The 25893-nt window shown below is 65.2% G+C and carries 21 protein-coding genes and 2 tRNA genes; 15 read left to right on the top strand and 8 right to left on the bottom strand.

Going from position 1 to position 25893, the window contains the following annotated elements; translation table 11 throughout:
- The first annotated feature begins 96 nt into the window (after positions 1-96).
- Together NF876_RS05875 and NF876_RS05870 are read left to right on the top strand one after the other, a co-directional pair.
- Positions 97-813, top strand: coding sequence for a sigma-70 family RNA polymerase sigma factor (locus NF876_RS05875; protein WP_262267910.1), 717 nt, complete (start codon positions 97-99; stop codon positions 811-813).
- 201 nt (positions 814-1014) lie between these two features.
- Positions 1015-1446 (top strand): hypothetical protein, encoded by a 432-nt coding sequence (locus NF876_RS05870; RefSeq protein ID WP_262267909.1) that lies wholly within the window; start codon positions 1015-1017, stop codon positions 1444-1446.
- A 24-nt stretch (positions 1447-1470) separates the two neighbouring features.
- On the opposite strand, the gene NF876_RS05865 is transcribed toward NF876_RS05870, so the two are convergent.
- Positions 1471-2640: an RtcB family protein gene (locus tag NF876_RS05865; RefSeq protein WP_262267908.1), complete on the bottom strand. Its 1170-nt coding sequence runs from the start codon at positions 2638-2640 to the stop codon at positions 1471-1473.
- 14 nt (positions 2641-2654) lie between these two features.
- Positions 2655-2945: a hypothetical protein gene (locus tag NF876_RS05860; RefSeq protein WP_262267907.1), complete on the bottom strand. Its 291-nt coding sequence runs from the start codon at positions 2943-2945 to the stop codon at positions 2655-2657.
- Positions 2946-3136: 191 nt separating this feature from the next.
- Here NF876_RS05860 and NF876_RS05855 point away from each other — a divergent pair, with 191 nt between their 5' ends.
- From NF876_RS05855 to NF876_RS05845, 3 genes are all read left to right on the top strand, one after another.
- Positions 3137-4846 carry an ArnT family glycosyltransferase gene (locus tag NF876_RS05855; RefSeq protein ID WP_262267906.1) on the top strand — a complete coding sequence of 570 codons (1710 nt, stop codon included), beginning with the start codon at positions 3137-3139 and terminating at the stop codon, positions 4844-4846.
- A gap of 140 nt (positions 4847-4986) precedes the next feature.
- Positions 4987-5721, top strand: a complete 735-nt coding sequence (locus tag NF876_RS05850) for a glycosyltransferase family 2 protein (RefSeq protein WP_262267905.1) — start codon at positions 4987-4989, stop codon at positions 5719-5721.
- On the top strand, positions 5721-6086 hold the full coding sequence (locus tag NF876_RS05845; protein WP_262267904.1) for a lipid-A-disaccharide synthase N-terminal domain-containing protein: 366 nt from the start codon (positions 5721-5723) through the stop codon (positions 6084-6086). Before NF876_RS05850 ends, NF876_RS05845 begins: the two co-directional genes overlap by 1 nt.
- 267 nt (positions 6087-6353) lie before the next feature.
- Here the strand turns inward: NF876_RS05845 and metC are convergent, their stop codons facing one another.
- The gene (metC, locus tag NF876_RS05840) at positions 6354-7550 is read right to left on the bottom strand and encodes a cystathionine beta-lyase (protein WP_262267903.1); all 1197 of its coding nucleotides are present in this window, start codon (positions 7548-7550) and stop codon (positions 6354-6356) included.
- A 231-nt stretch (positions 7551-7781) separates the two neighbouring features.
- Here metC and NF876_RS05835 point away from each other — a divergent pair, with 231 nt between their 5' ends.
- The 4 genes from NF876_RS05835 (at position 7782) to NF876_RS05820 (ending at position 12271) form a co-directional block, all read left to right on the top strand.
- Positions 7782-8801 carry an amino acid ABC transporter substrate-binding protein gene (locus tag NF876_RS05835; RefSeq protein ID WP_262267902.1) on the top strand — a complete coding sequence of 340 codons (1020 nt, stop codon included), beginning with the start codon at positions 7782-7784 and terminating at the stop codon, positions 8799-8801.
- A 135-nt stretch (positions 8802-8936) separates the two neighbouring features.
- The gene (locus tag NF876_RS05830) at positions 8937-10148 is read left to right on the top strand and encodes an amino acid ABC transporter permease (RefSeq protein WP_373696621.1); all 1212 of its coding nucleotides are present in this window, start codon (positions 8937-8939) and stop codon (positions 10146-10148) included.
- An 8-nt stretch (positions 10149-10156) separates the two neighbouring features.
- A complete protein-coding gene (locus tag NF876_RS05825) occupies positions 10157-11476 on the top strand; it encodes an amino acid ABC transporter permease (protein ID WP_262267900.1) in 1320 nt (439 codons plus the stop codon).
- A 78-nt stretch (positions 11477-11554) separates the two neighbouring features.
- Positions 11555-12271, top strand: a complete 717-nt coding sequence (locus NF876_RS05820) for an amino acid ABC transporter ATP-binding protein (RefSeq protein WP_262267924.1) — start codon at positions 11555-11557, stop codon at positions 12269-12271.
- 62 nt (positions 12272-12333) lie between these two features.
- On the opposite strand, the gene sseA is transcribed toward NF876_RS05820, so the two are convergent.
- The 4 genes from sseA to NF876_RS05800 all read right to left on the bottom strand — a co-directional run bounded on the left by sseA (position 12334) and on the right by NF876_RS05800 (position 15723).
- Positions 12334-13188, bottom strand: coding sequence for a 3-mercaptopyruvate sulfurtransferase (gene sseA / locus NF876_RS05815; protein WP_262267899.1), 855 nt, complete (start codon positions 13186-13188; stop codon positions 12334-12336).
- 24 nt (positions 13189-13212) lie between these two features.
- Positions 13213-13935 (bottom strand): alanyl-tRNA editing protein, encoded by a 723-nt coding sequence (locus tag NF876_RS05810; protein WP_262267898.1) that lies wholly within the window; start codon positions 13933-13935, stop codon positions 13213-13215.
- A gap of 144 nt (positions 13936-14079) precedes the next feature.
- Positions 14080-15558 (bottom strand): cryptochrome/photolyase family protein, encoded by a 1479-nt coding sequence (locus NF876_RS05805; protein ID WP_262267897.1) that lies wholly within the window; start codon positions 15556-15558, stop codon positions 14080-14082.
- A gap of 90 nt (positions 15559-15648) precedes the next feature.
- A tRNA-Asn gene (locus NF876_RS05800) sits at positions 15649-15723 on the bottom strand.
- Positions 15724-15935: 212 nt separating this feature from the next.
- Between NF876_RS05800 and NF876_RS05795 the strand changes: the two genes are divergently transcribed.
- The 5 genes from NF876_RS05795 (at position 15936) to NF876_RS05775 (ending at position 21864) form a co-directional block, all read left to right on the top strand.
- Positions 15936-16009 (top strand) — tRNA-Cys (locus NF876_RS05795).
- Positions 16010-16031: 22 nt separating this feature from the next.
- Positions 16032-16694 (top strand): protein-L-isoaspartate O-methyltransferase family protein, encoded by a 663-nt coding sequence (locus NF876_RS05790; RefSeq protein WP_262267896.1) that lies wholly within the window; start codon positions 16032-16034, stop codon positions 16692-16694.
- 193 nt (positions 16695-16887) lie between these two features.
- The gene (locus tag NF876_RS05785) at positions 16888-18297 is read left to right on the top strand and encodes a TolC family outer membrane protein (protein WP_373696620.1); all 1410 of its coding nucleotides are present in this window, start codon (positions 16888-16890) and stop codon (positions 18295-18297) included.
- Between the two features lie 156 nt (positions 18298-18453).
- Positions 18454-19014 carry a PopZ family protein gene (locus NF876_RS05780; RefSeq protein ID WP_262267895.1) on the top strand — a complete coding sequence of 187 codons (561 nt, stop codon included), beginning with the start codon at positions 18454-18456 and terminating at the stop codon, positions 19012-19014.
- Between the two features lie 141 nt (positions 19015-19155).
- Positions 19156-21864 (top strand): valine--tRNA ligase, encoded by a 2709-nt coding sequence (locus NF876_RS05775; protein ID WP_262267894.1) that lies wholly within the window; start codon positions 19156-19158, stop codon positions 21862-21864.
- 316 nt (positions 21865-22180) lie between these two features.
- Here the strand turns inward: NF876_RS05775 and NF876_RS05770 are convergent, their stop codons facing one another.
- The gene (locus tag NF876_RS05770) at positions 22181-23527 is read right to left on the bottom strand and encodes an Nramp family divalent metal transporter (RefSeq protein ID WP_262267893.1); all 1347 of its coding nucleotides are present in this window, start codon (positions 23525-23527) and stop codon (positions 22181-22183) included.
- Between the two features lie 331 nt (positions 23528-23858).
- On the opposite strand from NF876_RS05770, the gene NF876_RS05765 reads away from it, so the two are divergent.
- The gene (locus NF876_RS05765) at positions 23859-25892 is read left to right on the top strand and encodes an acetyl-CoA carboxylase biotin carboxylase subunit (protein WP_262267892.1); all 2034 of its coding nucleotides are present in this window, start codon (positions 23859-23861) and stop codon (positions 25890-25892) included.
- The last annotated feature ends 1 nt before the right edge of the window (position 25893 follow it).

Genomic DNA, 25893 nt, shown 5'->3' with positions numbered 1-25893 from the left:
GGGGATGAGATCCAGAGGCGTGGCCATGAAAAAATCTCATGGTCGAAATGTCGCCCGGATATTTAAATGGCCGCGGCACGCACCAGATAGTTCCGCATGCCAGAGAATTTCAAAAACCAGTCCGAGTTCACCCATCCCGACGCGCCGACCTCGGCGGCTGCGCTGAGCGCTGCCGTGCGGCTGCATCTGGGGAAGCAACTGCGTGCCCTCTATGGTGATCCCACGGAGGAGAAGCTGCCGCGCGACCTCGCCCGTCTTGCCGATCGCGTGGCCCAGGTTATTCGTGCTCACACCGAGCCCGTCGACCAGGAGTTCATCAACGGCGTCATGGATGCCTTGCCGAACCTGCGCGCCTTCGCTCTCTCCCTGACCGGCAAGGTCGATCAGGCGGAGGACCTGGTTCAGGACACCGTGCTCAAGGCCCTGACGAAGCAGGACACCTTCGAAGCCGGGACGAACCTGCAGGCGTGGCTCTTCACCATCCTGCGCAACGGATTCTACTCGACCCACCGCAAGACCAGCCGCGAGGTCGAGGATGGGGACGGGACCCATGCGGCCAGCATGATCGCGATCCCCGACCAGGAGGACAAGCTGGCGCTTCAGGACCTCTCGAGCGCGCTCGAGAAGCTGCCGCAGGAGCAGCGCGAAGCGATCATTCTCATCGGCGCCGAAGGGATGTCGTACGAGGATGCCGCCGAAGCCCTCGGCGTGAAGGTCGGCACGATCAAGAGCCGGGTCAATCGAGCCCGCAACCGGCTCGCCGAGCTGATGGGAACGAGCCGCGCGGAGCACGACCACTCGGCCGTCCTCTGATCCGGCAGGGCCAGCCGAGGACCTTCGGCTGGCCCGAGACGCCGGGGAGGCCAGAGGGTCCTGTCCCATTGTGCCTGGCCTCGACGGTGCCTAAAATATCGGCGGCCGCATTCCGTTCCGTTTCGAACTTTTCCACAGGCTTCAAGGTTGAGCTTGTAGCTGGTGGGTGCTCGAAACCGCTCTTCTGCCAAGGAGGGGAGCATGGAACACAGGCCTCTGTCCGAACTCAGTAGCGTCGCCGACCTGAAGATCCCCGGGGATGTCCAAGCGCCGGTCCTGTCGAAGCGGGAGCGTCTCGACCGTTGGGTCGACCTGCTGGAGCAGGAGCCCGACCGTATCCTCCGGACCCTGGACGAGATCGAGTGGAAACCGAAGGCGCAGCGACGAGCGTTGCGCGCCGACGGCTCCGCCCTGACGGTCGCCTATTCCGATCCCGTGCTCCGCAGGGCAGGGCTCCTGAGCGACAGGTTCGGGGATGCCGTCGATTTCTTCGAGGTCTCGGAGCACGACGCCCATATCGTTCTCTGCTCCTGCCATGGCGGCGAGTCGATGCGTGCGGATGAAGCGGCGCGCCGGGTGCGCGGCATCCGCTCCCCGAGTCTCTGGGCGCTCTACTTCGGCTGGTTTCGATAGCGTCTCGGCCGCCCTGGTTCTGGATCAATCCTTGTAGGGATCGAACTCGCCAGGGCCGGCCATCGCGACGGCGAAGGGCCGGAGCCTGCGCTCCACCGCGATCGTGCCTCGGTGATAGGCGAGCACGTCCTCGAGGCGCCGGTAGACCATGGGGCTCTCATCCACATCGCCTCCGCGCAGGAGAATGCCCTTTTCGCGCAGCCATGCGTCCATCTCGTCGCGGGTGAACCGGGGAGGGCGGACCCATTCTCCCGCCTTGTTCTTCTTGCCCTTCGCGTCCATGCGGCCGAAGAGGCGTCCTGCCCCGTGCACCGTCGAATAGAGGCTGTCGGCGCTCTCCCTCCCGTCGATTCCGTGCAGGATGACCGCGTTGTCGCCCATGGATCCGCCAACGAAGCCGCGCTGCCCGGGAAACGCCGGCGTCGCGCCCTTGCGGACGACCCAGTATTCCTTGCCGCCGTGGCTCTCCCGCCAGACGAAGTTGTGGTGATTGTGCACCGTGTCGGTCACCCGACCGCCGATGATCCGGCGCACGCGCTCGACCACCCATTCCCGACCGGCATAGGCATAGAGCCCACCGAGCGTCACGCCGGCGATGTAGCTGCGCCCGATCTCGCTGTCCTGGTGGACGAGGGCGGGATCGACCTCCATGCCGTCCTTGGCCCCGACGAGAGCGAGGTGCTTGGTGGTGATCTTGTGGCCGAGACCGCGGGAGCCGAAATGGACCCCGATCCAGACGAAGCCTTCCTCGTCCTCGAACAGGTCGACGTAGTGATTGCCCGAGCCCACCGTCCCGAGCTGTCCGGAGGCTAGCTTCTTGAGATCCCGGACACCGGCTTCCTCCCAGAGAGGGGATTCGAACAGCTCATGGTCGACCGTGACGGCGTTTTTCTGGCCGATCCCGAAGCTGATGGCACGGCCGATGTCGGCCAGGATGCGCCCCGCCTGGCCGGCGATGTCCTCGTAACGGGTGTCGAGCCGGACAGCCATGTTCCCGCAGGCGATATCGAACCCGACCCCGCTGATGGAGACATGCTCCTCATAGGCGATCACCCCGCCGATGGGATGCGCGTAGCCGAGGTGTCCGTCCGCGCAGAGCACGCCCCTGGCGGCGCTCCCGACCTGCATGCAGCGGTCCAGCTGCCGGATGGTCTTCTCGTCATGCTCGCCGTAGATTCGGGTCCTCGCCGTCACGATCGGTCTCCGGGTCAGGGGCGGTTGTACCGCTCGCGCAGGCGCTCGATCTCCCGCTGGAGGGCATCGAGGCCACGCGCAACGTCCCTGCCCATGTTCTCGACGACTCCCGTTCCCGCGGCCACGTCCGGGCAATCCAGCGTCCCGTCCCGTCGGTGCCGGGGCGAGATGCCCCCTTGAGGGGTGAGCAGGTAGGCGCAGCCCGTATCCTCATCGCGCCAGACGACGGGCTGGTCGAGAGCGGCCACCGGGGTGGCCGACAGAACAAGGATGGACAAGGCGCAGCAGCGGCGAAACATGGTCACGGCGAGACCCCCGGAACGAACCCCTCCCTCCAGGGAATGCCGGCCCGCCGGCCCGTGTTCCTCCCGGCCTGCCCGCTACCATCCGTCAATTTGACTTCCCCTCCGGTTTAGAGGACATCACGCGGTTTGATGGACCTGTGCCGATGGGATATCCCGTCAGAACGCAGGCGTGCCCGCCCCCGGAGTCATTGATGGACGGTTCTGTCCCCCAGCCGCGGAGTTCATTGCGCTCTCTCTCCGTGGCCCAGCTCACGAGTGTCGTGGAGCGGAGCCATGCCCGGCTCTGCGCCGTTCTCGTCCTGCTGTCGCTCGTCTGCTTCCTGCCGGGCTTCACAACCCTTCAGCCCATGGATCGGGACGAGCCGCGCTATGCCCAGGCTTCCAAGCAGATGCTGGAATCCGGCGATCTCGTGGACATCCGCTTCCAGGACGAGGCCCGGCACAAGAAGCCGGTGGGGATCTACTGGATGCAGAGCGCGAGCGTCGCCATCGGGCAGGCGCTGGGCGTGCCGGAGGCGCGGACCACCATCGCCCTCTACCGCATCCCGTCGCTTCTCGGGGCGATTGCGACGGTCCTGCTGACCTACTGGGCCGCCCTGGCCTTCTTCGGGCGACGAGGGGCGTTCCTGACGGCGGCCCTGATGGCGACCTGCGTGATTCTCATGGTGGAGGCGCGCCTCGCCAAGACGGACGCCATGCTGACCGCCTGCTCCGTGGCCGTGATGGGTGGTCTCGCGAGGGCCTATCTGAGCCGCGGCGCCGGGGTTCTGCCCCGGAGAGCCCTGCTGATCTTCTGGGCCGGCTTCGCCTTGGGGATCCTCGTCAAAGGTCCGCTGGTCATCATGTTCGCGGGATTGGCCGCGGCGGTCCTCGCCTACAAGGAGCGCTCGGCGCGTTGGCTTCTCACCCTGAGGCCCTGGCTCGGCGCCGCCTTCACGCTGGCGGTGGTGCTGCCGTGGTTCGTCGCCATCGCGCTCAAGACCGGCGGCGCCTTCTATTCCGAGGCGGTCGGCCACGACATGCTGGGCAAGGTCGGGACGGCGCAGCGGTATCACTGGGCCCCGCCCGGCTTCTACCTGATCTCCTTCTTCGCGACGTTCTGGCCGGGCGCCATCCTGGCAGCCATTGCGGTGCCCTTCGCCTGGAAGCATCGCCGGGAGGAACCGGTCGCCTTCGCGCTTGCCTGGATCGTCCCGTCCTGGATCGTCTTCGAGGCCGTGCCGACCAAGCTGCCGCACTACACGCTGCCTCTGTTGCCGGCGGTGGCCATCGTCACAATCATGGCCATCTCGCGCCATTTCGTGGGTCCGCATCGGCCTGCGGCCAAGCTGGCGACCGTGATGATCCCGTTCATCCCGGTCGGCCTGACCGTCGGCCTATCGGCGGTCGGCTGGTCGTTCGACGGGATGCTGCCCTTCCGGGCTCTTCCGTTTCTCGTGATCTCCTCCGTTCTCGCCCTCTGGGCGTGGTGGCTCTTCGTCAAGAGCCGGCTGGTGCCGACCCTGTGGGCCGGGTTCATCTCGGCGGCCTTTCTCGCGATCGGGGTTTTCGGGTTCGCGCAGCTCGATCTGCGCTCCCTCAAGATCTCGGACCGGCTGGCCGAGGTCGCCCGCAACCTGCCTTGCGAGAACCCGCAGGTCGCGACCCTCGGCTACCGGGAACCCAGTCTCGTCTTCCTGACCGGGACCAACCTCGACATGGTCGAGACGGGACCCGAGGCATCGGCGTTCCTGCGGCAGGGCGGGTGTCGGGTCGTTTTCGTGGAGAAGCGGTACGAGACGGAGTTCCGGGCGGAGAACGCGCGCCTGAAGCAGCAGCCCGCCCTCTCGACCCGGATCCAGGGATTCAATATCAACAGCGGGCGGCGGGTCGATATCGCGGCTTATGCGACGGGCTTCTAGCGCATCGTGCGGAAAAGTGGACCCGGTTTTCCGCATAAACGATGCGCCGGCCAATAGTGGAGCATCGGACCCAAAAGTGGGTCCGATGCTCTAGTCCAGATGGCGATTGTGAAGAGGCGGCCAGTGATGGCCCGTAACGGATGACTGACCTTTCTCCCGGGCCCCGCATCAGCGTCGTGGTGCCCGTCAAGAACGAGGCGCTCAACATTCTCCCGCTGGTGGAGGAGATCGAGCGCGCCTGCGCGCCGCTCTCGCCCTTCGAGGTGATCTATGTGGATGACGGCTCGACCGACGAAACCGGGGACGAGGTTCTGAAGGCCCGGGCCACACGGCCCTGGCTGCGCCTCGTCCGGCACGAGGCGAGCTGCGGGCAGAGCGCCGCGGTCCGGACCGGCGTCCACGCGGCCCGGGGGGCGATCGTCATCACCCTCGACGGGGACGGGCAGAACGACCCGGCCTTCATCCCCCGGCTCGTGGCGGCCCTCGATGACCCTCAAACGGCCCTCGTTGCCGGCCAGCGGGTCGGACGGAAGGACGGCACCTACAAGAAGTGGCAGTCCCGGATCGCCAATGGGGTGCGGGGGAGGATCCTGAAGGACGGGACGCGCGACACGGGCTGCGGTCTCAAGGCCTTCCGGCGCGACGTCTACCTGCGGCTGCCCTATTTCGACGCCCTGCACCGCTTCATGCCGGCCTTGGTCAAGCGTGAAGGGTACCGGATCGCCCATGTGGACGTGGTCGACCGGCCCCGTCATGCCGGCCGGTCGAATTACGGGATGTTCGACCGGCTCTGGGTCGGCATCCTTGATTTAGCCGGAGTCTGGTGGTTGATCCGCCGCCGCCGCCGCGTTCCCGCTGCTCAGGAAATCGTCTGATGTTGATGCGCCTTTCACACGATCTGGGACTTTATTTCTATGACCTTGTCGTCGCCCGGTTCGATCTTTGGGCGGCCTTCGGCGTTCTGGCCCAGTTCGTCTTCGGGGCCCGGTTCCTCGTGCAGTGGATTGCCAGTGAGAAGGCGGAAAAGAGCGTGATCCCCGTCGGGTTCTGGGTGCTGTCGATCTCCGGTGGCCTGATGACCCTGGTCTACGGCTTCGCCCGCAGCGACATCGTCATCATCCTGGGCCAGGCCTTTTCGATCTTCATCTATATTCGCAACCTGATGCTCATCGCGAAGGAGAAGCGAAAGATTGCCGCTACGGCAGTTTCGGGGTCCCAGGCGGAGGCTCCGGCCGCCTAGCGCACCGTGCGAAAAAGTGGGCCCGGTTTTTCGCCCTCAACGATGCGCCGGCCAAGAGGGGAGCATCGGACAACCGGGATCACCGGGACGAGCCCGGTGATGACGTGGAGAGTGGACAAGCTCGGTGATGACGACGGGGTGACCATCCGGCCGAGCGATCAGGACAGGGGCCCGAACGATGCGCGGCTTAAGGATGTGAGCATCGGACCCAAGCGTGGTCCCACCGTTCACGTCCGATGCCCTAAGCGCGCCTGAGCCCGAGAAAGCCTAGGCTGCCTTGGCGTCCGTCTCGCGGAGGCGGGTAAACCCGGCATCCAGGTCCCGCTTCAGGTCCTCGAGATCCTCCAGGCCGATGTGGAAGCGCAGGGCGTGACCGCCGGGCTCCCATGTGGTTGCCGTGCGATAGGCGGCGCAGTTGAAGGGGATCACGAGGCTCTCGAATCCGCCCCAGGAATAGCCCATTCCGAACAGCGACAGGCCGTCGAGCATGGCGGCGAGGGCCCGGTCCGAGCAGGGCTTCAGGATGATCGAGAAGAGGCCGGATGAGCCCTTGAAGTCCCGCTTCCAGATCTCATGACCCGGATCGGTCGCGAGGGCGGGGTGGAGGACCCTTGCCACCTCCGGGCGGGTTTCGAGCCAGCGGGCCATCCCGAGCGCCTGGGTCCCGTGCTCCCTCAGGCGAAGGGCCATGGTGCGCAGGCCCCGCAGACCCAGGAACACGTCTTCCGGTCCGGGGCACATGGCAAAGGAGTCGTAAGTCTCGCGCAGGCGCTTGAAGCAACGGTCATTGGCCGAGACCATGCCGAGCAGCAGGTCCGATCCGCCGCTCAGGTACTTGGTGCCGGCCTCGATGGCCATGTCCACCCCGCGCTCGTGCGGCGGGAAGAGCAGGGGGGTCGCCCAGGTGTTGTCCATGAGGACGACCGCCCCATGACGATGCGCCACCTCGGCGATGGCGGGGATGTCCTGCATCTCGAGGGACTGGGAACCGGGAGCCTCGGTGAACACGGCCGTGGTGTTCGGTCGGATGAGAGCCTCGATCCCAGGGCCGATCTGCGGGTCGTAATAGGTGGTTTCCACACCAAAATTCTTGAGCACGCCGTTGCAGAATTGCCGGGTCGGCAGGTAGACCGAATCCGTCATCAGCAGATGGTCGCCGGCCTTCAGGCATGACATCAAGGCAACCGTGACGGCGGCGAGCCCCGATGGGGCAAGCACGGTTCCGGCGGCGCCGGTCAGTTCCGTCCAGGCGACTTCAAGGGAGTTGGTGGTCGGAGTCCCTTTCGTCCCATAGGAATACCGCCCGCGCCGGTGCAGCAGATCGTCGGTGGTCGCGTACAGCACGGTCGAGCCGCGGTAGATCGGCGTATTGATGAATCCGTGCTGCTCGAACGGCTCCCGCCCGGCATGCACGAGGCGGGTTCGTTCGGATAGGTTTTGGGGCTTTGGAGGGAGTTTTGACATCGCTTCAAGGGCTTGCTGAGGAGATTCCGATCTGAGACCGGGCCGCTCCTGCCGTCAAGTCAGGCAAGAAATGCCTTCCATCAAGACTTGACCAGTGATTAATCATGGAATGTGATGGATCTCGATGCCGTCTCAGCCGAGGCGGCGTAGACTGGTCTATCCGGGGCCCGGCTGGGGGGTCATAACCATAAGCGGCCGAGCCATGTGGAACTATTGGGAGAAGATACAAACATGAAAAAGGCTCTCGTATCGATTGCCTTCGGCCTGACAGCCAGCCTGCTCGCGACGGGCGCTTCCGCCCAGGCGACGCTCAACAGCGTGAAGCAGAAGGGCTTCCTGACCTGCGGCTCGAACACGGGTCTCGCCGGTTTCGGCCAGCCGGATGCTCAGGGCAACTGGACCGGACTCGACGTCGATTTCTGCCGCGCCATTGCGGCCGCCATCTTCGACGATCCGACCAAGGTTCGCTTCATTCCGCTCGCCGCCAAGGACCGTTTCACGGCCCTCCAGTCCGGCGAAGTGGACGTGCTGTCCCGCAACTCCACCGTGACGATGTCGCGCGACACGCAGCTCGGCCTCGACTTCCCTGCCATCAACTACTTCGACGGCCAGGGCTTCATGGTCCGCAAGAAGCTCGGCGTTTCCTCCGCCAAGGAACTGAACGGCGCCTCGATCTGCACCCAGCAGGGCACCACCACCGAGCTCAACCTCGCCGACTACTTCCGTGCCAACAACATGAAGTACGAAGTGGTGGCGTTCGCGACCTCGGACGAGACGTTCAAGGCCTATGACGCCGGCCGCTGCGACGCCTTCACGACGGATGCCTCCGGCCTTTACGCCGAGCGCCTGCGCGCCTCGGCCCCGGACGATCATATCGTTCTGCCGGAAATCATCTCGAAGGAGCCGCTCGGTCCGGCCGTCCGCCATGGCGACAACCAGTGGGGCGACATCGTCCGCTGGACCCACAACGCCATGCTGAACGCCGAAGAGCTCGGCGTGACCAAGGCCAATGTGGACCAGATGAAGACCTCCGAGAACCCGGAGATCAAGCGTCTTCTCGGTACGGAAGGCAAGTTCGGCGAGGCCGTGGGCCTGACCAACGACTGGGCCGTGCGCATCATCAAGCACGTGGGCAATTACGGCGAGGTGTTCGAGAAGAACGTCGGCGAGGGCTCGCGCCTGAAGATCAAGCGCGGTCAGAACGCCCAATGGACGAAGGGCGGCCTGCAATACGGCATCCCGATCCGCTAAGCTGTTGACAAAGGGGCGTCCGGACAATCCGGGCGCCCTTCTCAGACACGAACAACAAAAAGCCGCCCGTTCGTGGTATCCTGGATGCCGTGAACAGGGGAGGACGGCAGGATACAAATAAGAAGCCGTCAGAGGATGAACTCAGTGCAGACCGCTGTCAGTCAGACATCGCCCCCCAAAAAATCGTTTCTATACGATCCCAAAGTCCGTGGGATTTTCTATCAGGTCGTTCTCGTCCTCGCGATCGTCTACCTTTTCTACGTCGCCGCGACGAATGCCGTCGAGAACCTGCAGCGCGCCAAGATCGCCTCCGGGTTCGGCTTCCTCAACAACACCGCGGGCTTCGACATCAGCCAGACGCTGATCCAGTTCAGCGCAGCCGGCGGGACCTACGGCGATGCGTTCATCGTCGGCCTCCTGAATACCCTGCTCGTTTCCGCCATCGGCATCTTCTTCACCACGATCCTCGGCTTCCTGATCGGCATTGCGCGCCTGTCCAAGAACTGGATGGTGGCCAAGGTCGCCATGGTCTATGTGGAGGTTCTGCGCAACATCCCGCTGCTGGTGCAGTTGCTGTTCTGGTACATCGCGGTCCTCGGGACCCTGCCGCAGCCGCGCAACTCCCTCGAGATGGGCGCCGGCTTCTACCTGAACTCCCGCGGCCTGTTCATGGCCAAGCCCATCTGGGGAAGCAATATCTCGGTTGTCGTTGCGGCTCTCGTGATCGGACTTGTCGGGACCTTCGTGTATCGCCGCTGGGCCCGCAGGCAACAGGAGCAGACCGGACGGCAATACCCTGTCGGCAAGGTCACCCTGGCCTTGCTCCTCGGCCTGCCCGTCCTGACCTGGATCGTGCTTGCCATTGCGGGGGCCAACCCGATTACCTTCGAATTGCCGCGCAAGGGGACGTTCAACCTGACCGGCGGCATGCAGATCCTGCCGGAATTCGTGGCGCTTCTCCTGGGCCTCGTCACCTACACGGCCGCCTTCATCGCCGAGGTGGTCCGCGCGGGCATCCTGGCCGTGTCGAAGGGCCAGTCGGAGGCGGCAGGCTCCCTCGGCCTCACGCCGGGACAGACCCTGCGCCTGGTGGTGATCCCCCAGGCCATGCGGGTCATCGTCCCGCCGCTGACCAGTCAATACCTCAACCTGACGAAGAACTCCTCCCTGGCGGTCGCCATCGGGTATCCCGACCTGGTTCAAGTCTTCATGGGAACCGTGCTGAACCAGACCGGCCAGGCCATCGAGGTGGTCGTCATCACCATGGGCGTCTACCTGACGATCAGCCTCGTGACGTCGTTCATCATGAATATCTACAATCGCCGCGTGGCGATCGTCGAGCGGTAGGAGATCGCATGAGCACCGCCGTCGACATTCCCCGTTTCGTCCGCGCCAAGCAGGTGGAGGCGCTGCCTCCGCCCAACCTGGCCCGCGGTCCCATTGCGTGGGTTCGGGAAAACCTCTTTTCCGGCCCCTTCAACACCATCCTGACGCTGGTGGTGTTCTACCTCCTGTACGTCGCCGTCCCGCCCCTGGTGAGGTTTCTCTTCATCGATGCGGTGTGGACCGGCACCGACCGGGCCGCCTGCCGGGCGGATACGGGCGGCAGCGAAACCGGCGCCTGCTGGGCCTTCATCTGGGACAAGATCAACTACTTCATCTACGGCTCCTATACGGTGTCCGAGCGCTGGCGGGTCGACATCTTCTTCGCCCTTCTGGCCATCGGGGTCGCCTGGCTGCTGTGGCTCCGGGCGCCGCGCCGGGATCTCGGAGCGGTCTATTTCTTCTGGATCTTCCCGGTCGTGTCCTACGTGCTCCTGACGGGCGGCAATGCCGATCTCGGCCTGCGCTTCTGGATAGGGTTCGCGATCTTCGGCGCGCTGGTGATCGCCCTGTTCGCCTTCTTCGCGGCACTGCTCAAGACCGCCATGCGTCCCGCCCTCATCATGGGCGGCGGCATCGTCGCGGTGATCGGCATCACCTTGGCCGTGGTCGATGTGGATTTCGGCCTCGCCCATGTGCCCACCTCCCTGTGGGGCGGCATCCTGGTGACGCTCCTCGTCGCGACGGTGGGCATCGTGGTCTCGCTGCCCTTCGGCATTCTCCTTGCCCTGGGGCGGCGTTCCAAGCTCCCCATCGTGCGCATGGCCTCGGTGATCTTCATCGAGTTCGTCCGCGGCGTGCCGCTGATCACGGTGCTGATCATGGCCAACACCATGCTGCCGCTGTTCCTTCCCGGGGACATGACGGTGGACCGCCTGCTCCGGCCCCTCATCGGCACTGCGCTCTTCGCCTCCGCCTACATGGCCGAGGTGGTCCGCGGCGGCCTTCAGGCCATGCCGAAAGGGCAGTACGAGGGCGCGATGTCGCTGGGCCTGAACTATCCGCAGATGATGACCCTCATCATCCTGCCTCAGGCCCTGCGGATCGTGATTCCGGGCATCGTGAACACCTTCATCGGCCTGTTCAAGGACACGTCCCTGGTGGCCATCGTGGGCATCTTCGATCTGGTGAAGACCATCGAGGCCTCCCGGATCGATCCGAACTGGGCGGCTCCGACCATCGGCATCACGGGCTATGCCTTCGCGGCTCTGTTCTACTTCATCTTCTGCTTCGGCATGTCCCGGTACTCGCTGGGAGTCGAGCGGCGCCTTGCGGCTGGTCAGAAACGGTAAACACACATGGCAACGACACTTTCATCCCAAACCATCCGCTCCGTCGACGTCGACCCGAAAGCCGAGGCCGCGGTGCAGATGATCGACGTGCACAAGTGGTACGGGGAGTTCCACGTCCTGCGCGACATCAATCTCAACGTGCGGCGCGGCGAGCGTATCGTGATCTGCGGTCCCTCGGGCTCCGGCAAGTCCACGATGATCCGCTGCATCAACCGCCTGGAGGAGCACCAGAAGGGCCGCATCATCGTCGACGGCACGGAGCTTACCAACGATCTCAAGCGCATCGACGAGGTGCGCCGCGACGTGGGCATGGTGTTCCAGCACTTCAACCTGTTCCCGCACCTGACGATTCTCGAAAACTGCACGCTCGCTCCGATCTGGGTGAAGAAGATGCCCAAGAAGGAGGCGGAAGAGATCGCCATGCATTACCTGAAGCGGGTCAAGATCCCCGAGCAGGCGAACAAGTATCCCGGCCAGCTCTCCGGCGGCCAGCAGCAGCGTGTGGCGATCGCCCGCTCCCTGTGCATGAGCCCGAAGATCATGCTGTTCGACGAGCCGACATCGGCGCTCGATCCCGAGATGGTCAAGGAGGTGCTCGACACCATGGTGGGACTGGCCGACGAGGGCATGACCATGCTCTGCGTCACCCACGAGATGGGCTTCGCCCGCCAGGTGGCCGACCGGGTGATCTTCATGGATTACGGACAGATCGTCGAGATGAACACGCCCGACGAGTTCTTCAGGAATCCGCAACACGAGCGGACCAAGCTCTTCCTCTCGCAGATCCTGCATTGAGCGGATGGTGAGCAACGAAAAGGCCCCGGCAATCTCCGGGGCCTTTTTTCATGGCTGCCTGTTCAGCCTTTCGTTCCCGGCCCTGTCGCAATCGGCAGGTCGTCCCGCGCACCCCACTCGGACCACGAGCCGTCGTAGATGGCATCAGCGGGCCGCCCCAGGGTTTCGAAGGCCACCGAGAGGATTGCGGCCGAAACGCCTGAGCCGCAGCTCGCGATGATCGGACGTTGAAGATCCAGGCCGGCGTCACGGGCGGCCTGCGCGATGCTCGCGCTGTCCTTCAACCGACCATTGTCCACGATGTCGCTCCAGGGCAGGTTCGCGCTGCCCGGAATGTGTCCCGCCTTCAGACCGGGCCGAGGCTCGGGCGCCTCTCCTCTGAAGCGATCCGCCGCGCGGGCATCGACGACCTGTGCCGAGCCGGACTGAATCGCGTCCTGCACGCGCGCGACATCCGCGACGGCCGAAGCTGAGAAGGAAGGCGTGAAGGTCCTGGGCGGGCGCGGCTCCTCCGGGCCTGTCTCGATCGCTCGTCCTTCCGCTTTCCAGGCAGGGAAACCACCATCCAGAATCGCGACGTCACGGGCGCCGAACACCTGGAACATCCAGCGGACCCGCGGGGCCGAGAAGAGGCCCAGGCCGTCATAAACCACGATGGTCGTATCCTGGCTGATCCCCATGGCGCCCGCAGCCTTGGCGAAATCCTCCGCCGAGGGGAGCATGTGGGGCAGGGCCGAGGACCGATCCTTGACCGTGTCGATGTCGAAGCGCACGGCCCCCGGAACATGGCCGGCGAGGTACTCGGCCTCGGGGTCGCGGTTCTGGTTCGGGAGATACCACGAGGCGTCCACGACCACGAGGTTCGGATCATTCAGGTGCTCCTGCAGCCAGGAGGTCGAAACGAAAGGCTGGGACATGGCAAAACTCCTTGTCATAGGGGCTCAATCGACCAGCGACATGCGAACGCGGCGGTTCTGCTTGCCCTTCTTCTCGATGTCGGTGACCGCGACCGTGCCGATCTCGCCGGTGCGGCGCACATGGGTGCCGCCGCAGGGCTGGAGGTCGATCCCCTCGATCTCGACCAGCCGAACACGGCCCGACCCGCGGGGCGGCTTGACCGACATGGTCTTCACGAGCCCCGGATTCGCATCGAGCTCCTCGTCCGTGATCCACCGCTCCGTGACCGGCGCGTCCCGGGCCACGAGTGCGTTCAGCTTCTCCGTGATCTCCGCCTTGTCGAGGCCGGCATCCGGGATGTCGAAGTCGAGCCGCCCGTCGCCGTCGCCGATGGCGCCGCCCGTCACCGGGTAGGGAAGGACGACGCTCAGCAGGTGCAGGGCCGTATGGACGCGCATGCGTTTGAGGCGCCGCGGCCAGTCGAGCTGCAGCCGGACGGCGTCACCCTCGGAGAACCGGGAGGCTGCCTCTTGTCCGACCAGATGCACGACCTGCGAACGGTCCGGGCCATAGACCGTGTTCGTGATCGGGAAAGTATCGCCGTCGGCATTCACGATGGAGCCGGCGTCCCCCGGCTGTCCGCCGCCTTGAGCGTAGAACACCGTGCGATCGAGGATGACGCCGCCCTCGGGCGTCGTCCCGAGGACCCGGGCCTCGCAGGAGGTGGCATAAGCGTCGTCGCGATAGAGCAGCTTGGTCGCAGTCATGATGGTCTCGGGGTTGGGCGGGGCGGATCGTTCGGGTTGGAAAGCGACCGGGATGCTGACGTCAAGGAGCAGGGCGGGTCAAGCTCCCTTGGCGCCAGCTCCCTTGGCGCCAGCTTCTTGGGCGCAAGCCTCCCTTGGCCAAGGTCACGAATCGAGCTCGCTCCCACCGCGAAGGCTGCGGAAGGCCTGCAAGGCTCGTTCGCGCGCCGGGCCGTGCGGGATGACCGGGTTCGGGTAGGTCTCGCCTGGCCTGATCCCGGCCGCATGGAGAATGTCGGGGGGCGCGTCCCAGGGCCGGTGGATGAACCCCGCGGGCAGCTCGGCGAGCTCGGGCACGAAGGAGCGGACGTAGTCGCCGCCCGGGTCGAATTTCTCGCCCTGGGCGACCGGATTGAAAATGCGGTGGAAGGGCGCCGAATCGGGCCCCGATCCCGCAATCCACTGCCAGCTGAAGGCATTGTTGGCGGGATCGGCATCGACCAGGGTGTCCCAGAACCAGGCCTCGCCCCGGCGCCAGTCGGTCAGGAGGTGTTTCACCAGAAACGAGGCAGCGATCATGCGCACCCTGTTGTGCATCCAACCCGTCTGCCAGAGCTGGCGCATTCCGGCGTCGACGATCGGATATCCCGTCCGACCCTTCTGCCAAGCTCTCACCGCCTGCGCATCGTCGTTCCAGGGAAAGCGGTCGAACCGGCCGCTATGCGGTCGATCGGGCATGTGAGGGTGGTAGTGGAGCATCTGGTGGCTGAAGTCGCGCCAGACGATTTCGCTCAGATATTTCTCCGCGTCCCGTGCCAGGCCGGGCTCGCGCGCGGCTTCCGCCGTCACGCCATGCCAGATCTGGCGGGGGCTGATCTCACCGAAGCGCAGATGCGGGGAGAGGCGCGACGTGCCCTGAACCGACGGGCGGTCCCGGCTATCCGCATAACCTTTCAGGCTCTCACGGCAGAAGCGCTCGAAGCTTTCCCGCCCCGCCCGTTCGCCCTGGCGCCACCCGGCGCGCAGCCCCCCGGCCCAGTCGGGGGATGAAGGTTCGAGGCTCAGCGTGGCGAGAGGGACGGCGGCATCCAGGAGGGCCGAGGGCCACGTCCCCCCGGCGATCCGCTTCGGAGCCGGCAAGGGAGCGGGGACGGACCGGGCCATGACGGCCCTGAGATAGGGGGTGAAAACCTGAAACGGCTTCCCGGCCTGGTTGGCGATCGTCCAAGGTTCGTGCAGGAGCCGTCCGTTGAAGCTGTGGGCTCGCACGCCGAGATCCGTCAGGCGCTCCTTGATCGTGCGGTCGACGGCGATCTCGGCCGCGCCATAGCGCCGGTTCCAAAAGATCGCCGAGGCCCCCGTTTCGACCGCGAGCCTGCCGACGATCGACAGGGCCGACCCCTTGAACAGGAGAAGCCGGGATCCGGCCCGATGGAGAGCCTCGCCGAGGGCTGCGAGAGAGCCGTGCAGCCACCACCGCGCGGCGGCGCCGAGGGGACGCAGCCCGTCGGAGTCGTCGTCCACGACCGCGAAGCATAGAACCTGCGATCCCGTCGCGACGGCCGCCGCGAGGGCAGGGTGATCGGCCAGGCGATGGTCGTCGCGAAACCAGACCAGGACGGGAGCTTGTGAATCGGTGCTCATGGCAGCGGATCATAGCCAAGGCTCGAGCCTGGAAAAGACCGAGCCGGACGCCGTGCACGCTGAGGTCGAATGCGGGAGAGACGGGAAGGTTGGCTCCGGCGGTAGGATTCGAACCTACGACCAACGGATTAACAGTCCGCTGCGCTACCGCTGCGCCACGCCGGAATAAGCCATACCTTTCCAAGAAGCCTTATCGCTCAGCTTCTTGAGCGCCGCGGAGGTCCGTGGGACATGTCCGCCGGCGAGGTGGGAGGCATATAGCACGGGTTTCCGCGGTTGCAAGCGCATTGTTGTCCGGCGGGCATGAAAAGGGGCTGTTGCTCTTTGGGGGGATGGTTGCTATGGAGCACCCGTCGCGTTCGCGGCACGCCCCGGATGGCCTCGTGGCGGAGTGGTTACGCAGAGGACTGCAAATCCTTGCACCCCGGTTCGATTCCGGGCGAGGCCTCCAACGAATTCTGAAGGCACGATCCATGGTCGATTTCACACAAGCGCGCCGCATGATGGTTGATGGCCAGCTGCGCACTTTCGATGTGAACGACATGCCTCTCCTGGATGCCATGGACAGCGTTCCGAGAGAGCTCTTCGTGCTCCCGGGCCGCGAGAGTCTTGCCTATATCGACCAGGACATCCTCGTGAGCGACGGCGGCGAGAGCCGCTACATGCTGTCTCCGATGATCCTGGGTCGCATGATCCAAGCGCTCGAGATCGATCCGGGCGACAATGTTCTCGATGTCGCCGGGGGGCGCGGCTATGCTTCCGCGGTCTTCCGCGCGCTGGGTGCTCGGGTGACCCTCCTTGAGTCGGACGAGAGCCTTGCCGCGGCTGCCCGGCAGTGTCTCGGTGCCGCCGGATGCGACGACGTTGCCGTCGCGACCGGGGCGCTGGAGCAGGGCTATGCCGCCCACGCGCCCTTCGATGCCATTCTCGTGAACGGCTCGGTCGAGGTCCGCCCGGACGGGCTCCTCCGGCAGCTCGGCGAGGGTGGTCGTCTGGTCTGCGTGAAGGGGCGCGGACGCGCTGCCCGGGCGACCCTCTACGTCCGCAGCGGAGACGCGATCGGAGAGCGTAGCCTTTTCGAGGCCGCAGCGCCCCTGCTGGCGCCCTTCGTTCAGCCGGCCGGCTTCACGTTCTAATTCCTTCCAGATCCTTAATTTCAGCGGTTCGGCAGTGTCGCTTTTTTGCGCCACTCCCAAGCTAAAATCGAGACGGCCCCAACGCGTTGTTGCCGACTCTGTTCCCTTGGGTATTGTTGCGCTTTGAGTCGCAGTGGTTTCTGAAATCGGCGTCTCTTGCGGATATTCCGTTTGGGTCGCTAGGCAGGTGCGCGTGAAGAATAAGCATTCCAAGAAGACGTATCGCTGGCTCTGTGGGGTGATGACCTCGGTGTTCGTGCTGATGGGCCCGGCCGGGGCTTCGGCTGAGACCTTGGAAGGCGCCCTGGCCCGCGCTTACGGCAACAATCCGGACCTGAATGCTCAGCGTGCCAACGTCCGCGCGACGGATGAAACGGTCGCCCAGGCGAAGTCCGGATATCGGCCGATCGTCAACGGAACGGCCGATGTCGGCCGAACCTGGGCCTCGGTCGAGCAGCCCTCGTCCCGCTTCTCGCCGAATACGACGACCCAGAGCGCCCTCAACCCGCGCGGGTTCGGCGTCGAGGTCAACCAGACGATCTTCGATGGCTACCGGACGCAGAACCGGGTCCGCGCCGCGGAATCCTCGGTCCTCGGCTCGCGCGAAACCCTGAACAGCAGCGAGCAGAGCACCCTGCTCGATGCGGCGACGGCCTATATGGACGTGCTGCGGGATACGGCCATTCTCGACCTCCAGCGCAACAACGTCGAAGTCATCGACGAGCAGTTGCGCCAGACCCAGGACCGATTCAACGTCGGCGAAGTGACCCGGACCGACGTCGCCCAGGCGGAAGCCCGCCTGGCGGCCGCGCGGTCCGAGGCCAGTCTCGCCGAGGCCACCCTGCGCAACAGTATTGCGACGTATCGCCAGGTCGTGGGGGTCGAGCCCGCGCAACTGGCGCCCGGGCGTCCCTTGGACCGCCTGACCCCTCGGTCGGTCGACGCGGCCCTCAAGATCGGCCTGAACGAGCATCCGGCCATCAAGGCGCGCCAGCATGCGGTCGACGTGGCCGAGCTCCAGGTGAAGATCGAGGAGGGCGCCCTTGCCCCGCAGCTGGGCGTCGTGGGTGCCGTCGACCAGCGGTATGACCGGAATACGGGAGGCGATGCGTCCCTGTCGGCCTCGGTGGTCGCGCGGCTCACGGTGCCGATTTATGAAGGCGGTCAGGTTTATGCCGCGACGCGTCAGGCCAAGGAAGTGGCCGGACAGCGCCGGCTCGAGGCGGATTCGGTCCGCGATCAGGTACGCGCCGCGGTCAGCTCCTCCTGGGGGCGGCTGGAGGCAGCCCGCGCGCAGATCGTCGCCGCGCAGGCTCAGATCGACGCCGCCGAGACAGCCCTGAGCGGCGTGCGCGAGGAGGCCCGCGTAGGCCAGCGGACGACCCTGGACGTCTTGAACGCGCAGCAGGAATTGTTGAACGCCCGCGTCAATCTCATCACGGCTCAGCGCGACCGGGTGGTGGCTTCATACAGCCTGGTCAACGCCATGGGACGCCTCAACTCACGGGCGCTCGGGCTCAAGGTCAATCATTACAGCCCGAAGATCCATTACGATCAGGTCAAGGATCTTTGGGTCGGCACAAGTACGCCCGACGGTCGTTGATAAGTTTCGGGGCCAGAACCAAAAAGTTCTGGCCCCGCTTGTTTTCTTTAAGGTTGCGTAAAATACTTCATTTGCATTCTTTTGAATGTGATTCTTGCGTATTTTGATTTGGATGCGGTAATGGGTTCTGCGAGCCTGAAAGTTAACGAGCCATCGATGGAAGACATTCTGGCTTCCATCCGGCGCATCATCTCCGACGATGAGGCGCTGCAATCCCCCGAGCCGGAGGAACCGGCATCCTCGCCTTTGAAGAACGTTCTCGACATTGCCGAGATGCACATGTCGCCGCTGATCGCGCCCGGCCCCAACGAGTCGGTGCTCGGGCCCTGGAGCCGCGGCGAGGCTCTGCTGGACGAGGGGCCTATGGACGTCCGGGAGGCGGAGCATCTGCACGGCGATCATGACCCCGGGCAGCCCGCAGCGGCGCCGGTCCAGGGTGCGGTTCCGGAGGCGTCTCCCCGGCCGGCCGCTCCCATCATGCTTCCCCAGTCGGCGACCGCCGACCGTCTCCTGTCCAAGGAGGCCAGCGCGGCGGTTTCCGGCGCTTTCGACCGGCTCGGCGCTTCCGTGAGGCCAAGTCAGCCTCAGACCGTGGAGGATCTCATGAAGGAGATGCTGCGGCCCATGCTGAAAGCATGGCTCGATGACAATCTTCCTTCCGTGGTCGAGCGCCTGGTGCGAGGCGAGATCGAGCGCGTGACCCGCTCGCGAGGCTAGAACCGTGTCCCGGCCTGAAAACCGGGGCCCTTTTCCGTGCGGCGGGTCCAGATTGCCGCGCCTCTGTTGACTTCGTCCCATCCGTCCGGTTTGTAGCCGTCTTGCTCGCGCGGTATTCGCGCCCAGAGGCCGGTACTCATCATGATGGACAAGACGTTCGATCCCACCTCCGTCGAAGCACGCATTTCCTCCCTTTGGGAGGAGGCTGACGCCTTCAAGGCCGGCCGCGCGGATCGCCGGGACGCGGAACCCTACACGATCGTCATCCCGCCGCCCAACGTGACCGGCTCGCTCCACATGGGGCATGCCCTCAACAATACGATCCAGGACATTCTCTGCCGTTTCGAACGCATGCGGGGCAAGGACGTGCTCTGGCAGCCCGGCATGGATCATGCGGGTATCGCCACGCAGATGGTGGTCGAGCGCAGGCTGGCCGAGCGCCAGATCCAGCGCCGCGACCTTGGCCGTGAGGAGTTCGTCAAGCGCGTCTGGGAGTGGAAGGAGGAATCCGGTGGCACCATCGTGCGCCAGCTCAAGCGCCTCGGCGCCTCCTGCGACTGGTCGCGCGAGCGCTTCACCATGGACGAGGGCCTGTCCCGCGCCGTCCTGAAGGTCTTCGTCGACCTCTACAGGCAGGGCCTGATCTACAAGGACAAGCGCCTCGTCAACTGGGATCCCAAGTTCCAGACCGCGATCTCGGACCTGGAGGTTCAGCAGGTCGAGGTGAAGGGCCATCTCTGGCACATCCGCTACGCCATCGAGGGAATGCCGGATCGCTCCATCACGGTCGCGACCACGCGCCCGGAGACCATGCTCGGCGACGTGGCCGTTGCCGTTCATCCCGATGATGAACGCTACAAGGATCTCGTGGGCAAGTTCGCCATCCTGCCGCTGGTCGGCCGACGCATCCCGATCGTGGCTGACGACTATTCCGACCCCGAGAAGGGCACCGGCGCGGTGAAGATTACGCCCGCCCACGACTTCAACGATTTCGAAGTGGGCAGGCGCCACAAGCTGCCGCTCATCAACATCTTCGGGACCGAGGCGCAGCTCGAGCTCGCCGGCAACGACGCTTTCCTGGAGGGCCTCGAGCAAACCGGTGACCTGAACGCCGTGCTGGCTCTCGACGGTCTCGACCGCTTCGAGGCGCGCAAGCGGATCGTCATCATGCTGGAGGAGCGCGAGCTTCTGGTCCTGATCGAGCCGCACGCTCATACCGTGCCGCATGGCGACCGCTCCAACGTGGTGATCGAGCCCTACCTCACCGATCAATGGTACGTGAACGTGAAGCCTCTGGCCGACAGGGCGCTCGATGCGGTGCGCAAGGGCCAGACCAAGTTCGTGCCTGAAAGCTGGGAGAAGACCTATTTCCAGTGGCTCGAGAACATCGAGCCCTGGTGCGTCTCGCGCCAGCTCTGGTGGGGTCACCAGATCCCGGCCTGGTATGACGATCAGGGCCATGTCTACGTCACCATGAGCGAGGAGGAGGCGAGGGCCGAGGCACGCGCGAAGAATGGGCGGGATGTGCCGCTCAGGCGCGACGAGGACGTGCTCGACACCTGGTTCTCGTCCGCATTGTGGCCGTTCTCGACCCTGGGATGGCCGGACGATACGCCGGAGCTGACGCGCTATTACCCGACGAACACGCTCGTCACCGGCTTCGACATCATTTTCTTCTGGGTCGCCCGGATGATGATGATGGGCCTGCACTTCATGGAAGAGGTGCCCTTCGACACGGTCTATATCCATGCCCTCGTCCGCGACGAGAAGGGGGCGAAGATGTCGAAGTCGAAAGGCAACGTCATCGATCCGCTCGACGTGGTGGAGCAGTACGGGGCCGATGCGCTGCGCATGACGCTCACGTCGATGGCCGCGCAGGGGCGCGACATCAAGCTGTCGGTTCAGCGGGTCGAGAACTACCGCAACTTCGCGACCAAGATCTGGAACGCCGCTCGATTCGCCGAGATGAACGAGTGCAGACGCGTTGCCGGCTTCGATCCGAAATCCGTCAAGGAGACGCTCAACCAATGGGCGCTCAGCGAGTGCGCCAAGGCCATCAACGAGGTTGCGGCGGGGATCCAGAGCTACAAGTTCAACGAAGCGGCCGGTGCCGCCTACCGCTTCGTCTGGAACGTGTTCTGCGACTGGACGCTCGAACTGTCCAAGCCCGTCCTGCAGGGCGCGGATTCGCCGGCCAAGGACGAGACGCGCGCCACGATCGCGTTCATCCTGGACGAGATCTGCAAGCTTCTCCACCCCATCATGCCGTTCCTCACGGAAGAGCTGTGGGAGGTGAAGGGGCAGGAAGGGCCGAAGCGCGAGACGATTCTGGCTCTCGCTCCCTGGTCGAACCTCGATGATCTGATCGATCCCCGGGCCGAGGCCGAGATCGGCTGGGTGGTGGACCTCGTGACCGAGATCCGCTCCGCCCGTTCGGAAACGAACGTGCCGGCCGGCGCGCAGATTCCCCTGGTCCTCGTGGCGTCGTCGGGCGACGTGAGGGCGCGCGCGGGACGCTGGGGCGACATCGTCAAGCGCCTGGCCCGGATCTCCGAGATCTCGTTCGCCGATGCGGCCCCGAAGAGCTCGATCCAGCTCCTCATCCGGGGCGAGGCCGCGGCCCTGCCGCTCGAGGGCGTGATCGATCTCGATGCGGAGCGGGCGCGCCTCGCCAAGGAAATCCAGAAGCTCGACGTGGAGGTCGGCAAGATCGACGCAAAGCTCGGGAATGCGGATTTCATCAAACGCGCCCCCGAGGAGGTCGTGGAGGAACAGCGCGAGCGCCGCGACGAGGCGCTGACGCGCAAGGCGAAGATGGAAGAAGCTCTGGGACGCCTCAAGGACGCTTGAGGAAGCCTGCTCCACGGACCCAGCATCACCGGCCCGCGCCGGTGATGCCAATCCCACAAGCGCGAGAGCATTTTTCGGCGAAGTGGATCCGGTTCGCCGTTGAAAATGCGGCAAGCCAAAGAAGAGAGATGATTCCACGCCAGTGGAAACAGCTCTGGAGCATCGATCGGGATGGACGGGACCAACCCGGCCATGACGCTGTGGCGGATCATGCCCGAACCGAAAGCAAGGGGAAGGTGACAAGCCGGGTCGGAACCATGGATCTCCTTCACCCGATGCCCCGGTCATGTTCGCAAACAGCCGCCGCCTGGGGGACTCACCCGGTCACGAAATCCACCAAGAGCTTCACGTTGAGCGCCACGATGACCGCCGCGATCAAGCCGGCGATCGCGGTGAGCCATCGCGGCGTGACGAGGGCGCCCATCTTGGCCCGGGAGGCCGTCATCGTCACGAGCGGGATGACCGCGAACGGGAGCTGAAGGCTCAGGATCACCTGGCTCAGGATCAGCAGTTTCGCCGTCCCGCCCTCTCCGTATGCGATGGTGACGCCGGCGGCCGGGATGATGGCGATGCCACGGGTGATCAGGCGGCGCAGCCAGGGCGCCATCTTGAAGCTGATGAAGCCTTCCATGACGATCTGGCCGGCCATGGTGGCCGTCACCGTGGAGTTCAGTCCGCAGCAGAGCAGCGACAGGCCGAAGAGCATGGGCGCGATCGCACTGCCGAGGATCGGTTTGAGCAGCGTGTGGGCCTCGCCGAGCTCCGCGATCTCGGATCGGCCGGTGTGATGGAAAGCCGCCGCCGCCAGGATGAGCAGAGATGCGTTGATGGTGAGGGCGAACATCAGCGCGATGGTCGAGTCGAGGGTTGCGAAGCGCAGAGCCTCGCGCCGCTCGGACAGGGTGTCGCCATAGGCGCGGGTCTGCACGATGCCCGAGTGCAGGTAGAGGTTGTGCGGCATCACCGTCGCGCCCAGAATGCCGAGGGCGAGGTAGAGCATGTCGGGATTGGTGACGATCTCGGTCGTGGGAGCGAAGCCGGCGATGACGCCCGCCCAGTCCGGATCGGCCATGGCGATCTGGACACCGAAGCAGATGGCGATCACGCCGAGCAGCGTGATGATGAAGGCCTCCACCCACCGGAAACCGAGATTCTGCAGATACAGGATCAGGAACACGTCGAGCGCCGTGATGATGACGCCGATTTCGAGCGGGACCCCGAACAGAAGATTGAGGCCGATCGCCGTGCCGATCACCTCCGCGAGGTCCGTCGCGCAGATGGCAAGCTCCGCCAGTGCCCACAGGAGCCAGGCGACCGGCTTCGGATAGGCGTCCCGGCATGCCTGAGCCAGGTCGCGGCCCGTCGCGACCGCCAGCCTGGCGCAGAGGGATTGCAGGATGATCGCCATGATGTTGGAGATCAGCGCCACCGACAGCAGGGCGTAGCCGTATTTGGAGCCGCCCGCGATGGAGGTCGCCCAGTTGCCGGGATCCATATAGCCCACGGCGACCAGATAGCCCGGCCCCAGGAACGCCGCTGCGCGACGCCATACCGATCCCGGCCTCACGGCGATCGAGCGGTTGACCTCCGGCAGGGAGGCAAGGTCCGACGATCGCCGCCACGCGGCCTTTTGCACGAGGGACACGGGAGCGGGCTGGTCCATGGCGACTTTCTGCAGTTGCAAACGATTTGCAATAAGAAGCTAGCGTGTGTGCCTGGCCGCGGCAAGAGGAGAATCGCACGAAGTTGAACCGAGGGCCGTTCTCCCGCGAAAAAGAGCCTGTCCGGATGCCTCCGGTCTCGGTCCTGCGTTTCGGGCGTGACAACGCCCGCGAGGTTTGCTCTAGAGCCTCGGACGTGAAAAATGGACCCACTTTCGGGATCGATCCCGATGGTCCACTCTTGGCTGGAGCATCGTTCGGGGCGGCCCTCTGGGTCCGCACGATGCGCCAGGTCTTGCAAAACCAGACGGGTCAGCCGGAACAGGGATGGAAATGCTCGAGAGTGTCCTGATCGCCAACCGCGGCGAGATTGCGTGCCGCATCATCCGCACCGCCAAGCGCCTGGGCATGCGGACCATCGCGGTCTATTCGGAAGCCGATGCGGAGTCGCTCTTCGTTCAGATGGCGGACGAGGCCTATCTCATCGGACCAGCTCCCGCCCGCGAGAGCTATCTGCGGATCGACGGGATCATCGACGTCGCCAAACGCACCCGGGCCGCCTCCATCCATCCCGGGTACGGCTTCCTGTCCGAGCGGGCAGAGTTCGCCGAGGCCTGCGCGGCGAACGGCATCGTGTTCGTCGGACCGCCGGCCTCCGCGATCAAGGCGATGGGGCTCAAGGACGCCGCGAAGGCTCTGGTCCAGCAGGCGGGCGTCCCGGTCGTGCCGGGCTATCACGGCTCCAGGCAGGATCCGGATTTCCTGCGGCAGAAAGCCTATGAAATCGGGTATCCGGTCCTGATCAAGGCGGTTGCGGGCGGCGGCGGCAAGGGCATGAGGCGCGTCGAGAAGGCGGCCGACTTCGACGCCGCGCTGGAGAGCGCCCAGCGCGAGGCGCAGAATGCCTTCGGGGACCCGCGCGTGCTGGTGGAGAAGTACGTCCTCTCGCCGCGCCATATCGAGATCCAGGTCTTTGCCGACGCACACGGCAACGTGGTGCACCTCTTCGAGCGCGACTGCTCGCTCCAGCGCCGCCACCAGAAGGTGATCGAGGAGGCCCCGGCTCCCGGGATGACGCCGGAGATGCGCCAGGCCATGGGGCACGCGGCCGTCGAGGCGGCCCGGGCCGTGGGCTATGTCGGGGCCGGAACCGTCGAGTTCATCGCCGACGGTCGTGAGGGGCTGCGCCCCGATCGCTTTTATTTCATGGAGATGAACACCCGCCTCCAGGTGGAGCACCCGGTCACGGAGCTGATCACGGGGCTCGATCTCGTCGAACTCCAGTTTCGCGCCGCGTCGGGCGAGGTCCTGCCGTTTTCGCAGGAAGACCTCGCCATCGACGGCCATGCGGTCGAGGCGCGTCTCTATGCGGAGGACCCTGAGAAGGAATTCCTGCCCTCCACAGGAAAACTTTGGGCGCTGGAATTTCCGGAGCATGACGGAATCCGCATCGATACGGGTGTCGAGGCCGGCGCCGAGGTCACGCCTTACTACGATCCCATGATCGCGAAGGTCATCGCGCACGGTGCGAGCCGACTCGAAGCCCTGGACAGGCTCGCCGCCGCGCTCGGCAAGACGGTCGTTGCCGGGCCCAGGACCAACGCGGCTTTCCTGAAGAAGCTCTGCGAGGCCGAGGGGTTCAGGGCAGGCCGGTTCGACACGGGGTTCATAGACCGCAATCTCGCGAGTCTCGGGGTCGGACCGCAGCCCGTCGACGAGATCGCCGTGTCGTTCGGGGCGTCGGCGCTGATCTCACGGGAGATCGAGCGGTTGCGCATGGCCGAGCTCCAGAAGAGCGACGAGCCCTCGTCGCCATGGTCCATGCCGGACGGATTTCAGCTCCTCGGCATTCGCAGCGTCGGCGTGCCTCTGCGCGTGGACGGGGAGCGCGTCGAGGCGCGCGAGGTCTTCAGCCGCGAGCATCGCGGTGCGAGCACCGTCGCGTTCGGCGCGAGCGATCCCTGGGCGGTCGAGGAGATCGACCAGGAAGTGGACGCACCGCACGGCGTCTACATCATCCGCAACGGACGCCAGACGCTCGTCCAGCCGTATGATCCCTTCGATGTCGACCTCGAACACATGGACGAGGGCGGCACCGTCAAGGCGCCGATGCACGGCAAGCTCGTCGCGGTCTTCGTGCAGCCTGGTGACCGGGTCGAGAAGGGGCAGCGCCTCGCCATCGTGGAAGCGATGAAGATGGAGCATGTGCTGGTCGCGTCATCGGACGCGGAGGTGGCGGAGATTGCCGCCGAGCCGGGGACGCAGGTGGCGGAAGGGGCGCGACTGATCGTGCTCAAGACGGTGCGCCAGCCAGGAGTGGAGCATCGGACAATCGGGATCACCGGGACGAGCCCGGTGATGACGTGAG

The sequence above is a fragment of the Microvirga yunnanensis genome, from assembly GCF_025460875.1.
The sequence above is the reverse complement of the archived record's forward strand: the minus strand, read 5'-3'. Positions and strand labels throughout refer to the sequence as shown.